Annotated in this window: 18 protein-coding genes and 1 tRNA gene; 5 read left to right on the top strand and 14 right to left on the bottom strand. The window is 32.0% G+C overall.

The annotated features are described in order from the left end of the window. Positions 1-269: 269 nt before the first annotated feature. Entirely contained in the window at positions 270-1,001 is a 732-nt protein-coding gene (locus tag ACKI32_RS08235) for a UPF0280 family protein (RefSeq protein WP_407415330.1), read from the bottom strand. A 46-nt stretch (positions 1,002-1,047) separates the two neighbouring features. Between ACKI32_RS08235 and ACKI32_RS08230 the strand changes: the two genes are divergently transcribed. The 4 genes from ACKI32_RS08230 (at position 1,048) to ACKI32_RS08215 (ending at position 4,762) form a co-directional block, all read left to right on the top strand. Further along, positions 1,048-2,427 carry a 2,3-diphosphoglycerate synthetase gene (locus ACKI32_RS08230; protein ID WP_407415328.1) on the top strand — a complete coding sequence of 460 codons (1,380 nt, stop codon included), beginning with the start codon at positions 1,048-1,050 and terminating at the stop codon, positions 2,425-2,427. 78 nt (positions 2,428-2,505) lie between these two features. Beyond that, the gene (gene mtxX, locus ACKI32_RS08225; RefSeq protein WP_407415326.1) at positions 2,506-3,222 is read left to right on the top strand and encodes a methanogenesis marker protein Mmp4/MtxX; all 717 of its coding nucleotides are present in this window, start codon (positions 2,506-2,508) and stop codon (positions 3,220-3,222) included. A 10-nt stretch (positions 3,223-3,232) separates the two neighbouring features. Then, positions 3,233-3,997 carry a polyprenyl diphosphate synthase gene (uppS, locus tag ACKI32_RS08220; RefSeq protein WP_407415324.1) on the top strand — a complete coding sequence of 255 codons (765 nt, stop codon included), beginning with the start codon at positions 3,233-3,235 and terminating at the stop codon, positions 3,995-3,997. A gap of 3 nt (positions 3,998-4,000) precedes the next feature. Further along, the gene (locus ACKI32_RS08215; RefSeq protein ID WP_407415322.1) at positions 4,001-4,762 is read left to right on the top strand and encodes a TatD family hydrolase; all 762 of its coding nucleotides are present in this window, start codon (positions 4,001-4,003) and stop codon (positions 4,760-4,762) included. On the opposite strand, the gene ACKI32_RS08210 is transcribed toward ACKI32_RS08215, so the two are convergent. Genes ACKI32_RS08210 through ACKI32_RS08190 form a run of 5 tightly spaced genes read right to left on the bottom strand, consistent with a single transcriptional unit; the run spans position 4,759 to position 6,729 of the window. Beyond that, on the bottom strand, positions 4,759-5,127 hold the full coding sequence (locus tag ACKI32_RS08210) for a hypothetical protein (protein WP_407415320.1): 369 nt from the start codon (positions 5,125-5,127) through the stop codon (positions 4,759-4,761). The genes ACKI32_RS08215 and ACKI32_RS08210 overlap by 4 nt on opposite strands. After that, positions 5,128-5,457, bottom strand: a complete 330-nt coding sequence (locus ACKI32_RS08205) for a hypothetical protein (RefSeq protein WP_407415318.1) — start codon at positions 5,455-5,457, stop codon at positions 5,128-5,130. Next, a complete protein-coding gene (locus ACKI32_RS08200) occupies positions 5,444-5,824 on the bottom strand; it encodes a carboxymuconolactone decarboxylase family protein (RefSeq protein ID WP_407415316.1) in 381 nt (126 codons plus the stop codon). The genes ACKI32_RS08205 and ACKI32_RS08200 overlap by 14 nt, the downstream gene beginning before the upstream one ends. Positions 5,825-5,839: 15 nt before the next feature. Further along, positions 5,840-6,319 carry a hypothetical protein gene (locus tag ACKI32_RS08195; RefSeq protein ID WP_407415314.1) on the bottom strand — a complete coding sequence of 160 codons (480 nt, stop codon included), beginning with the start codon at positions 6,317-6,319 and terminating at the stop codon, positions 5,840-5,842. 17 nt (positions 6,320-6,336) lie between these two features. Further along, complete coding sequence (locus ACKI32_RS08190; protein WP_407415312.1) at positions 6,337-6,729, bottom strand: hypothetical protein; 393 nt, start codon at positions 6,727-6,729, stop codon at positions 6,337-6,339. 97 nt (positions 6,730-6,826) lie between these two features. On the opposite strand from ACKI32_RS08190, the gene cobM reads away from it, so the two are divergent. Next, positions 6,827-7,579 carry a precorrin-4 C(11)-methyltransferase gene (cobM, locus tag ACKI32_RS08185; RefSeq protein ID WP_407415310.1) on the top strand — a complete coding sequence of 251 codons (753 nt, stop codon included), beginning with the start codon at positions 6,827-6,829 and terminating at the stop codon, positions 7,577-7,579. Positions 7,580-7,647: 68 nt separating this feature from the next. Here cobM and ACKI32_RS08180 read toward each other — a convergent pair whose 3' ends face one another. From ACKI32_RS08180 to hypA, 8 genes are all read right to left on the bottom strand, one after another. After that, positions 7,648-8,592: a methionine synthase gene (locus ACKI32_RS08180; protein WP_407415308.1), complete on the bottom strand. Its 945-nt coding sequence runs from the start codon at positions 8,590-8,592 to the stop codon at positions 7,648-7,650. Next, the gene (locus ACKI32_RS08175) at positions 8,589-8,903 is read right to left on the bottom strand and encodes a DUF1894 domain-containing protein (protein ID WP_407415306.1); all 315 of its coding nucleotides are present in this window, start codon (positions 8,901-8,903) and stop codon (positions 8,589-8,591) included. Before ACKI32_RS08175 ends, ACKI32_RS08180 begins: the two co-directional genes overlap by 4 nt. Further along, positions 8,904-9,362: a DUF1890 family protein gene (locus ACKI32_RS08170; protein ID WP_407415304.1), complete on the bottom strand. Its 459-nt coding sequence runs from the start codon at positions 9,360-9,362 to the stop codon at positions 8,904-8,906. Between the two features lie 9 nt (positions 9,363-9,371). Then, entirely contained in the window at positions 9,372-10,454 is a 1,083-nt protein-coding gene (locus ACKI32_RS08165; protein ID WP_407415302.1) for a hypothetical protein, read from the bottom strand. A gap of 40 nt (positions 10,455-10,494) precedes the next feature. Continuing rightward, positions 10,495-10,567 (bottom strand) — tRNA-Ala (locus ACKI32_RS08160). 42 nt (positions 10,568-10,609) lie between these two features. Further along, positions 10,610-11,641 (bottom strand): DUF354 domain-containing protein, encoded by a 1,032-nt coding sequence (locus ACKI32_RS08155; protein ID WP_407415300.1) that lies wholly within the window; start codon positions 11,639-11,641, stop codon positions 10,610-10,612. Between the two features lie 17 nt (positions 11,642-11,658). Next, positions 11,659-12,309 carry a hydrogenase nickel incorporation protein HypB gene (gene hypB / locus ACKI32_RS08150; protein WP_407415298.1) on the bottom strand — a complete coding sequence of 217 codons (651 nt, stop codon included), beginning with the start codon at positions 12,307-12,309 and terminating at the stop codon, positions 11,659-11,661. A 14-nt stretch (positions 12,310-12,323) separates the two neighbouring features. Then, positions 12,324-12,704 (bottom strand): hydrogenase maturation nickel metallochaperone HypA, encoded by a 381-nt coding sequence (gene hypA / locus ACKI32_RS08145; protein ID WP_407415296.1) that lies wholly within the window; start codon positions 12,702-12,704, stop codon positions 12,324-12,326. Positions 12,705-12,758: the final 54 nt, after the last annotated feature.

The following is a 12,758-nucleotide window of genomic DNA, read 5'->3' as shown; positions in this document are numbered from 1 at the left end:
AAATTAACTCCCCAATTCTATAAAGTAATATTAATAACTAATCATATTTAAATATTGCATTCAAAAAAAATTACATTCGTAACTTATCAAATTAACACCTAAACTTTTTAGAGGTTTATCCAGAAATTTTAAATCTTTTTTGATTAAACATACAATCTTTTTCCTATATATTTAGTTAAAGCATTTTGATAATTATCTTGCAAACTATAAAAATTATGAAAAAACCTATAATTAAATCTGTAGTTATGAACACCATCATTATTTTAAAGCTATCTTCTGTTAATATTTATGGTGCTTTTAGAAAACTCATTTGTCTCGACAATTTTAGGTAACCTACCAACAGTCCCAACACTATCACCTGAAATTATCAAAACCCCATCAAAAAATTCGCGATAATTTTCACAACACTCAAGGCCATTAGTAACTTTATCTTCACTTGTAGGACCTATAACCTCATTAGCAATTCTAGTTGCAAGGCCGTCTGCAATTGATGATGATTTTGATATTATTGTAACGCTATCCGCATCACCAAAACTAATTGAGTGGCCAATTTTACCCGAAGATGTGCAAATTCCAAATTGTTTTTTTCTAGGCTTTATCTCAAAAGCAATTTCATTTCCCAAAACTTGATTATTAGAATAAATCCCACATAAAACCTTTTCATCATTAATTAAAGCAATATCCCCGCCATTTTCAATAATGGAAAATTTAGAATCCCTATCAATTAGGTATTCTAGAGATAATTGTGAAATTGTTCCTGCAACACATGCCATCGGCCCAACATCAGCAATATTAGATGATGCAATCATCTTCTCGACAATTAATGGTAAATCCCCATCAACTTTTATTGGCTCAATTGATAGTAAAAAATCTTGATTTTTTAAAATATAATTTTTTAAATCCCTTCTAATTGAATAAATATACCTTTTTAGGTCATGATTTGCCAAATCACTAGTAAGCCTAATATGCGTCTCATCCAAATCAATTTCTTGGAAATTCATAATTTAAAATATTATTATAAATATTATTAAAACTATACCTTTTAACATGAAAGCTCTAAACAAAATGCTCTGTTTAGTTGATGGTGAACACTACCTGCCAGTCACTCAAGAAGCAATAGATACATTAAACAATTTAGAACACATTGATATCACCTGTGCTGTTTTTATTGGAGGAACAGAAAAACTTAGAGATGATTCCGAAGAATCATATTCCAAAAAACTAGGAGTTCCCGTTAAATTTGCAAAAGATAAAGACATCCCATACGATATTATTGTGGACATGATTAGACAACATGACATCGACACAGTTATGGATTTAAGTGATGAACCTATCCTCGATTATCCAAAAAGGTTTAAAATTGCATGCAAAGTGTTAAATGAAGGAATAAGTTATGAAGGACCTGATTTTAAATTTGAACCCACCTCACAATATGACATAATGAAAAAACCTTCAATTACAATCCTTGGAACAGGAAAACGTATTGGTAAAACTGCCGTTTCAGGTTTTGTTTCAAGACTAATTGATAAAAATGGCTACGAACCATGTGTAATTGCAATGGGAAGAGGAGGACCTGAAGAACCTGAAATTGTACATGGTGAAGAACTAGAAATCAATGCCGAATTTTTACTTAAACAATCTGAAAAAGGAGTTCATGCTGCAAGCGACCATTGGGAAGATGCACTAATGAGCAGAATCCTTACCATAGGTTGCAGACGCTGTGGTGGAGGAATGGCAGGTGAAGTATTCCTAACCAATATGAAAAAAGGAGCAAAACTTGCAAACGAAGTTGATGCCAAATTTGCAATATTTGAAGGAAGCGGAGCAGCAATACCTCCAATTAAAACAAATAAGAAGATAGCACTCATTGGAGCAAACCAACCGCTTGAAAACCTTACAACATACTTCGGACCATACAGAGTTGGACTTGGAGACCTTGTAATTTTAACAATGTGTGAAGAGCCAATGTGTTCTGAAGATAAAAGAGTTGCAATTGAAGAATTTGTAGGTGAAGTCAACCCTGATGCAACAGTCATATCAACAGTGTTTAGACCAAAACCGTTAGGCGATTTAACCGGCAAAAAGGTTTTATTTGCTACTACTGCTCCTGAAGAAGTTAAAGACAAACTTGTAGAATACTTAGAAAGTAAATTTAACTGCGAAGTTATTGGAACAACTGCCCACTTGTCAAATAGACCACTTCTTCGAGAAGACATGGAAAAATATATGGATAAGGCAGATGTAATGTTAACAGAACTCAAAGCAGCAGCAGTAGATGTTGCAACAAAAGATGCATTAGCTGCAGGTTTAGAGGTAATCTACTGTGACAACATTCCAGTTGCCATAAATGATTCATATCCTGATTTATCAGAATCAATAATTAGATTAGTTGACTCAGCAATTGATGATTTTAACAAATCATCATAACTTTTTCTTTTTAATTTTAATCAATCACACCAATTTTAGAAAACTTTAATTTATATTAAATTACAAATAATAAAATTAATGAAAACAATAGCTATTGGTGTTGGAGAAAACGAAAATATTATACAGGCATGTCATATTTTTAAAGAAAAACACCCAAAAACAAATTTAAAACTAATATATAGTGATGAAGACTTAGTTAAGGCAGTTCTTGATGATAAAATAGACAGTGTAGTCAGAGGTTCCCTTCCAGCCTCCAATATCATGAAAGAACTAAAGGAAATATACCCTGATATTTCCAGAGCAACTTATGTTAATGGAGATGACCGCGAGTTTTTATTATCACCTGTTGGAATTGACGAAGGCACAAACGTTGAAGACAGATTTAAAATCGTTCAAAACTGTATTGATTTTCTAAAAAGTCTTGGAAAAACACCAAAAATCGCAGTTCTTGCAGAAGGAAGAGAAGATGATTTTGGAAGAGGTAATGAAGTATCCAAATCAATTACTGAAAGTAAAAAATTAACCAAACTCATACAAGAAAACACTTCCGAAGATGTTAAAAACTACTTTATACTAATCGAAAAAGCAATCAACGACGGATGTAATGTAATCATCGCTCCAAATGGAAGGGTTGGAAATATTGTCTTTAGATCACTTGTTTTACTTAATTCCTGGCCAAGTTATGGTGCTGTAACCTTTGGTATGGATAAAATATACATCGACACCAGTAGAGATCAAAGTATAGATGGATATGTTCGCAGTTTAATCCTAGCTAATGACTTAAAAAAAGATTAAAGTGGTTAAAATGGGGGAAAATATACTTTATAGACTATATGAATGGTATATCTCTCGTGATTTAGTTCCTGAGAAAATGCCAAAACATGTTGCTATAATTATGGATGGAAATAGGAGATATTCCAAAATCCAAGGAAATATAGATGTTGTAAAAGGACATGAAGTAGGTGTGGACACACTAGAAAAAGTACTAGACTGGAGTATTGAGCTTGGAATTGAAATTATTACTGTTTACGCATTTTCTACCGAAAACTTTAACAGACCAGAACATGAAGTAGAAGGATTAATGAACTTGTTTACCAAAAACTTCAAAAGACTCGTAACACATGAAAAAATCCATAAAAATGAAGTAAAAGTTCAAGTAGTAGGTAGAACAGAACTGCTCCCCAATAGTGTAAGGGAAGCTATTAGAGAAGCAGAAGAATCCACTGCCCATTATAATAAAAGATTTTTCAACTTAGCTATTGGATATGATGGGCGTTTAGAAATTATTGATTCATTTAAAAAGATTATCGAAGACGTTCAAGCAGGAAAAATTACAATTGACGATGTAAACGAAGAACTTGTTAGTGAAAATCTATATACTGCAGGACTTGACGATCCAAACTTAATTATAAGAACTAGTGGTGAAGAACGTCTTAGTGGATTTTTACTTTGGCAATCATCCTATTCCGAACTCTATTTCTGTGAAACATTATGGCCCGAACTTAGAAAAGTTGATTTTATAAGGGCAATTAGGTCATATCAGGCAAGAGACAGAAGATTTGGAGTTTAAATAATGATTGACACCCATTGCCACATTGATTTTAAAGATTATGATAATGACCGTGAAGATGTAATCAGAAAAGCGCAAGAGAAACTTGATTATGTTATAGCATCTGGTTTTAATCAAGAGAGTAATCAGAATGTATTAAATCTTTCAAAGGAATATGAAGGTTTTATCTATCCCACTTTTGGTTTTCATCCTGTCAGTTCACAAAATTCAACTGAAGATGAACTTAAAGAAGCACAGAATCATCTAATCGACAACTTATCTGACATCGTTGCTATTGGTGAAGTCGGAATGGATTATTTTTATGTGACTGATAAAGCGCTTCGTGAAAGACAACAAGCAATTTTCACTAGTTTTTTAGAGCTTGCAAATGAATATAAAGTTCCTATTGTAATGCATGTAAGAGACTGTGAGAAAAAAGCAGTTAACATCATAGAACCTTACGAAGACATCCCTTATTTTGTTTTCCATTGCTATGGAGGTAGTTTAAAAACTGCAAAAAGAATAATGAATAATGGCAACTGTTTTATGAGCTTTTCTACAATGCTTTGCTACTCCCAACACCATCAAAATTTAATTGAAAAAATTGACTTGGATTATGTATTAACAGAAACTGACAGTCCATATTTAGCAATGACAAAAGAAGAGAGAAATGAACCTGTTAATGTAGTAAATGCAGTTAAAAAAATAGCTGAAATAAAAAATATTGATATCAGCACTGTTGATGAAATTACCACCAACAATGCTCGTAAAATTTTTAAAATCTAGAAATGGTATGTGAAGTTCAAATTAATTAAAACATCACTATTTTCTCTAACAGCTTCAATTTCAAATTCAAAGTCTGTAAAATCATCCATAACCAATTTTATTAAATTCCATTCAAGAATTGAATCATTTAAAAATATTGTAAATTGGTTTCTATCGATTTTTACTTCATTTCTACAGAATAACTTGAAGGCATAGAAGTATAATTCTAATCTAAAGATTAAATCCTGTTTATCTCCTTCACCATTTTCAAAATACTTTTTTAAGTCATCCTGCAAGATTTTTCCTTCATCACCAACATCGGCTTTGAAAGTCTCCATCTCGGCCAAGTCATTCATCAATTGTTGCTTTTCTTCTTCATTATACATTTAATCACTGAGTAAAAATTTCAATTTGATTATATTATATTCGTTTGGCATGAATGAAAGTTTGAATTTATCAAAAACATCGTCTAATTTTCTAAGTATGCCAAATTCCAAATCATCAGGAATTATATATAACATGAATGAATCATCATCAATTTCAATACCAAAATCCTCAAGAAGAGGAATTTTCAATTCACTTATAAACACATATTTATATACAATTAGCTCATAATCGTTAACTTCTTTGTTGTTTTTGATAATATCAACTAATTCATCCTGTAGTTTCAAAGCTATCGCTTCAAAAGTTTCGTTTGAAATATCAATCACTCTCAAGTAAGTCCCTTTCAACAAATACTTCCTTTGCAGCAACTATACCATTAATAGATTTTGGAAAACCTGCATAAGCACTCATTTGCATTATTATTTCAACAACTTCAGTTGGTGAATTTCCAACATTTAATGCTGCATTAATGTGGTCCTTTAATTGTGGAATTGTTCCCAAAACTGTTAGAGCAGCAACAGTACACAATTCACGAGTTTTAAGGTCAACTTCCTTGCGAGTATAGATTTCTGAATATGGAAATTCAACCACAAAGCGAGACATGTCCGGCGCCACATCGTCAATAGTTTCAAATATTTCTTCAAGAGACCTTTCCTGAATTCCTTCTATTACTTCTTTACCTTTTTCATATCTTGTCATAATTATACTATCTTCCTAAAGCCACTTAACATTAGCGGTAGTGAAAACATAATGTGGTGAAAAAACTGGATTATATAGATTATTTGTTGAATCAGTTGTGTTGAAACTAATTGCGATTGATTTTCTTAAATAATAATTAATTCTATCACCAATTGAAACTAGTTCCTCACTGTCAAATCTGTCTGAGGTTTTTGCATAGACCTGAAACTGTATTTGCTTTTTATCATAACCATTATCAAATCCAAATTCCTCATAAGAAATATTTACAATATCAACAGAATAGGGCGTTAACAGACCTTCTTTTCTATCTGAATATTCAGCATATGCATCATTTTCCGGATAAACTGCACTTGAAGAGGTTGTAACCCCTTCAATTACTCCATTTCTTGCAGCTTCCATGGCTGTATTTAATTCATTTTCCCCTGAAATAAAAACTATTGAAATCATTATTATGATAATTAAAACACCAAACAAAAACAGGAATTCAGCCGACATTTGACCCCCATTTTCAATCATGATATCACAATCCGTCCATCAGCTTTTGTAATATAATACTCTCCACCACTGACCAATTTATAGTTTTCATCAATATTTATTATTGGTAGTGGCGATTCGGCTTTTTTATTGTCATATTCCAAAATCAACTTGTCCTTTTTTACCATGATTTCAAAATATCCCCTTTCAGATGGCAGTTCAATATATTTTGAATAACCTTCGCCATTTGAATTTACCTGACTAATTTTACCTGCCACATCATCCAAAATCAACCTGTGTGTTACACTATCTTCAATATTCAAACTTGAATTTATTGCAGATGATGAGAAAAATAACACACTAGATGCAATAATGATTACAATAAATAATGAAAATAAATATTCTATTGAAATAAGACCTTTTGAATCCATAATTCCTAATTATTTTAGAAATTAATAAAGTTTTCTCAAATTAAAAGTCAATTTTGATACAAAATAATTAAATAATACTTGAAATAAAAAGTTAATTATGAAAGGAAAAGTAATTTTCGTCGGTGCAGGACCTGGAGATCCTGATTTAATCACCGTTAAAGGAAAAAATGTAATTGAAAACGCTGATGTAATCATTTACGCAGGTTCACTTGTAAACAAAGATGTATTATGTCCTGCAAAGGATGATTGTGTTATCCACAATAGTGCTTACTTAAATTTAGAAGAAACTGATGCAATAATCACCGAAGCAGTTAATGAAGGCAAGCTCGTAGCACGTGTCCACACAGGAGACCCTTCAATTTACGGAGCCATTGCAGAACAAATCCGTGAGCTTAAAAAGCATGACATTGAATATGAAATAATTCCAGGTGTAAGCTCTCTATTCGGAACAGCTAGTGTCCTTGAAGCCGAATTAACTCTACCTGAAATTTCACAAAGTGTCATCATTACTCGTCCTGAAGGAAGAACCCCCAAACCTGCTGGTGAAAGTATAGCTAGCTTTTCAAAACATCACGCAACCATGTGTATCTTTTTAGGAATCGGAATGATTGACAAGGTAGTTGATGAATTGCTAGAGGGTTATGAAGAAACTACTCCTATTGCAGTTGTCAAAAAGGCAACTTGGCCAGACCAACAAATAATTAGAGGAACACTTGCAGATATTGCAGATAAAGTCAAAGATGCCAATATTACAAAGACTGCAATGATTGTAGTGGGAGATGTCTTAGACCCGGGAGACTTTAATGCATCTAAGCTATATGACAAGAACTTTAAACATGAATATAGATAAAAAAGAATTTATAAAATCCTTTAGGATTTTAAAAATTCACTATTTTTTGTCCTTTGAATTAAAAAAAATTAACTATATTTATCTTTAATTTCATTCATTAATCTTAATTTTTCAAATGCAACATCTTTTGGTGCTCTTCTAAGACCACAATCCGGATCCAAAAGCAAATTATCTTTTCCAACTATTTCAATAGCTTTTTTAACTAACTCATCAACATCTTTAATATCGTCAACAGTATTTACTGATGAGTCAACACACCCAAAACCAACTTTTTTATTTGATAGTAATGAAGCATTTTTCTCTAAAACACCTAAATTTACATTATTTCCAGCAAATTCCATGTCCAATATGTCAACATTAAATTTAGCAAGGTCTTTAAATGCATTATCTAAAATTCCACAAACATGCATTCCCAATGGTATTTCTAAACCGTCATGGAGAATATCAATAGCTTCACGAGCAGTTTTCATCTCAACCATGCCTGTTGATAAAAATGGCTCATCAACTTGAATATAAACCGGTTCTACTTTTTTTGCTATTGCATCTACTTCATGTTTCAATGAGTGTGCCAAGTCAATAATTGCATCTTCTTTATTCTTATAAAAACCTTGAATTCTTGATGAATGAACTATGGTATTTGGACCTGTAATGATTCCTTTTACCCCACAACCTTCTGGGATATTCCCATTATAATATTCGCTCATTACTTTTTTAGCATATTTTAAATCATCAATAGAAATTTCTTTAGTTGGATTTCTTATTTTAGAAACAATAAAAGTATTTCCTTCTTCTATCTTCATTCCCGGAATATACTTTGTAAAAATAGAAACCATGTCTCCCCTTACCTGACCATCTGAGATTATATCTACACCTGCTTCAAGCTGGGCAAGAACACTTTCTTTAATAGCCTGTTTAAATGGATCAAAAGAACCAAAACTATTTAGTAATTTATCTTTAAAATTAGACGGAGAGCTTTCACTAGCTGGAAAACTACCTACAACAGTTGATTTCATTTTTTATTACCTATATCCAATTTTCTGATTTTTTCAACTTCTTCTTCATCAATTGGCAATTCCACAACAGAAGTTCCATGGCAAGGTTTTGTGTATGGTAAAAAAACAGTACCCTTTTCATGGTCAAATCCAATTGGTATAGGAGGTATTCCAATAACACGAACACCCAAAACTTGATCTCCTGGTTTTATATAAACAATATCTTCAGCTTTAAATCTAATAATCATTGCACAATCCTTAAAACCAGCTTTTGAAGCATGTATCTCATAATTATCAGATTGTTGAAGGTAAGTATCTAAACAGAATGACATTTATTCAAACTCCTTGATTGCTTTGTCGAATTTAACTTTGATTGGTGAAGGATTATGGAAAGCCCTAATAGGAACTATTTTAGCATTGCTTCCACTTTCTTCAATCATATTAACAAATTCTTCTACTTCATCAATATCTCTTGAAAATACCAATGCAAGAGATTTGGTTTGCAAGATTTGGTCAAAGGTTACGAAAAATGATGCTGCCGCATCTTTGTGGACAAAACCAACTAATAAATCATAGTCCCCTTCATTAATTTCACCTAAAGACCTTTCTAAATCTACTAAATTAAGATTATAAAATCCTTCAGGATCAGATATTTTTACTAACTTTGAAGCTGCAGGATTTGCAGCGATTGTAACATCATACCCCATTTTTGTTAATTTATTAAAAACATAAACTGCCATCGGAGTTTGAGATGGAGTTTCAGGACAACCCAATAATACTAAAGCTTTCATAAAATCACCTTATGATCTTGATTTTAATGTAACTACATTAGCCAATATTAATGCACCTACAAATAAGAATGTAAATAATGCCATACCATTAATTGTTCTGTTAAATACAAATAATCCAATTAATGCCTGTGAACAGAAAGCTGCAAGAGCTCCTGTTAATAATACTTCTCTTCCCAAGTATTTTTTATTATTCTTTTCTCTTTTTTCTCTATACATTGCCAATATTTTAAATCCTATGACAATTGTTCCAAGTACAAATGCCATCAATAAAGCCAGACCTAATATACCAAAGTCAAAACCATATCCAAAGATACCCGGAAGCATATAATCTATTGTATCCTTTTGGTTAACAAGAACCCCGAAAAACATTGGGAATGGAAGACCAAAGAATAAAACTAATTGCATCGGCAAGGTAATATAACCTTCAGCAAAAGCCGTACCTTCTGCTCCCCAATATGAAGCCTTAGCATTGTGTCCAATTAATTGAATATTATTTAATACAGTTTTAATACTTGATAAGGAATATTGCTCAATCCTACCTAATCTTAAAAGCGGTGAAAAGATTGTCATTCCAGTAATACGAGCAACCAGTTCTAAAAGGATAAAACCTACACCTGCTGCTCCTAAAAATATCAATATTCTTCTCATTGTAAATATGGATTTTTCTCTGAAAGATTTAGATATAATTAAATAACCAAAGAAAAGACCAATAATCCATAAGATTAAGAAAGACCTATGCATTAATCCTCCAAATACTGTAATACCTACTAAGAACAATATTACAAATCTCCTAAGCGGCCTGATATCTACACCCGATTCCTTCATTACTTTCAGTGAAGCAAGAGCTGTTACGGCACCCAATAATGCTATTGGACCAAATGGGTGAGTGAATTCCGCCTGACTCGAAGATATAAAAAGAAGCACGATATCTGCTCCAAAAAGAAGGGTAAAACCACCCATTAAGAATAATGATAAAAATGTTACAACACTTAATGATAAAGGAATTAAGTTTAAAGCAAATACCATTGTAACAAATAACATTAATCCCATTTCTACAATTAATTGAAAATGATTTTGAGCAATTAACAACATATTTTAATCACAATTAGATTTTTATTTTAAAAATTATAAGTGGACTGACCGGGATTTGAACCCGGGGCCTCCGCCATGCCAAGGCGACGATCTACCATCTGAGCTACCAGCCCATACATATCATATTAAATATTAGATATTTTTAATATAAATAACTATTTACCATTTTTAGCCAAATCATATAGATTATCTATAATAATTTGGAATAAATCATCAGTCTTTACATCAATTTTTTTGTGAGGATGGACAATAAATTCCAATGCCTTGTGAATTACCTCATCAGTGTCATTTGACCTATACATCAAGCCATGATTAACATAATATTGATCAACAGATAAAGTTTCGCCAGGATAACATGAAATAACTGGAGTTTGCAATATTGCCGCTTCCCTATTCATTGTTCCTCCAGCCCCTATGACCAAATCACATTTTTTAATTATGCTTGAAGTGTCTACAGGAGGCTTCAAGATTGAAACATTATCGATACCTTCAAATATTTCTGCCTGTTCTTTAAATCTTGGAAGAATTAGAATGTTAGCCACATTTTTTAATTCATCCACAATAGGAGATAAGACAGATTTTCTACAATCAACATCCAAATAGGATGCGAGAGACGGTTCAGGTCTCATCAAAATAGTTTTTTTATGTTTTAAATCAAGATTTAAATCATTGAAAATATTATCGTTATATTTGAAACTCTTGAAATGCATTAATTCGGAGGTTCCATCATATGGAATAATAGTGTTTGGGTCTGCCCCAAATTTCATTAACTGCCAAAAATCAATACTGTTAGGTGCAATAATCCTATCACATAATGGAAGAGTTAACTTATTAGCTGCTAAAGCTTTTTCATTATCTAAAACATATAAACTAGGAATTCCCAGACCAAAACTGATTCTTGGAAGTTCTATAGAATGCTTGCTAAGGGCAACATCCACCTTTTCATCATGTATAACATCTACAAGATTATATACTCTTGAAGTTGACTCCCTTAATTTATCATAAAGACTTACACCATGCTTTCCAACTGATATAAAGTCAATTTCATACATTTCCAATAATTTATGGATATCTCCAAATTGCCTTGCAGTGACAATAACATCCTCACCTTCAGCTTCAAGGTACTTAATTACATCTTTAAAAAACCTTACATGAGGCGCATTTGAAATATCTATCCATACTTTCATGAAACCACCCAATACAACTAGTTCATTGCATCTTCAATAGCTTTTATAATTTCATCTAAACCTGTGCCTTCTTTTAAGCTAGATTTAATAACATTAACTTTTGGATTTAATTTTTGTGCATCTGCCACCATTTTATCTGCATCAGCACCAACAGCATCAGCCAAATCAACCTTGTTGATTACAACTACATCTGATGTTTGGAAAATGATTGGGTGTTTTTCTACAGTATCATCACCTTCAGTGACACTTACAACAACAATTCTTAAATGGGAACCTAATTCAAAGTCAACAGGACAGATTAAATTACCGACGTTTTCAATAATTACCATATCCAAGTCATCTAACGGCAAATCGTGAAGACCATGACCTACTAAATGCGCATCTAAGTGGCATTCTTTACCAGTGTTAAGGCCCACTACTGGAACATTGTGTTTTTCAATACGTCCTGCATCGAATTTGGAGATTACGTCTCCTGCAAGAACACCTATTTTATAATCAGTATTATCAATAATTTCTTCTATCAAAGTTGTTTTACCAGAGCCTATTGCTCCTACAAAATCAACACAGAATATTTCTTTTTCATCTAAGTTTTTTAAATTCTTATCAGCTAATCTTTTGTTAGCATCCATAATATTTTTTGCTACTTCTACATCTGCAACTTGGTGCATAGTCAATCCTCCATTTATTTATAATCATCAGGTTTTTCAATAACAATATTTTTAACAACAATATCTTTTCCATTTAATATTTCCACACTTAAACTGTCACATTTAGGGCATTTAACTAGTGGAGCATAATGATCACTATCATCCAGTATTGCTTCACCATTGAAATCACAATCCAAACAATCAATTTCTGCAGGAATTTCTTCAAATTTAATTTCTGCATCTTCAATTATAGTGTTTTCAATCAAAACACCTAAAATAAACTGTAATTGCTCTGGATTAATCATTGCAAGTCTACCTACTTCAATAGTGACTTCATTAACTTCAGTTGCATTATTTGCCTCTGCAGTTTCTAAAACTGCATTAATAATGCCTTGAGCCATTGATAATTCATGCATCTTATTTCTCCTCTTAAAAAAATATTAATATTATAAATATAGATTTGTTTATTA

Origin of the sequence: Methanobrevibacter sp., assembly GCF_045611865.1 — an archaeon.
Lineage (GTDB): Archaea > Methanobacteriota > Methanobacteria > Methanobacteriales > Methanobacteriaceae > Methanocatella.
Note: the sequence above shows the minus strand (reverse complement) of the source record. Positions and strands in the feature narration are given on the sequence as shown.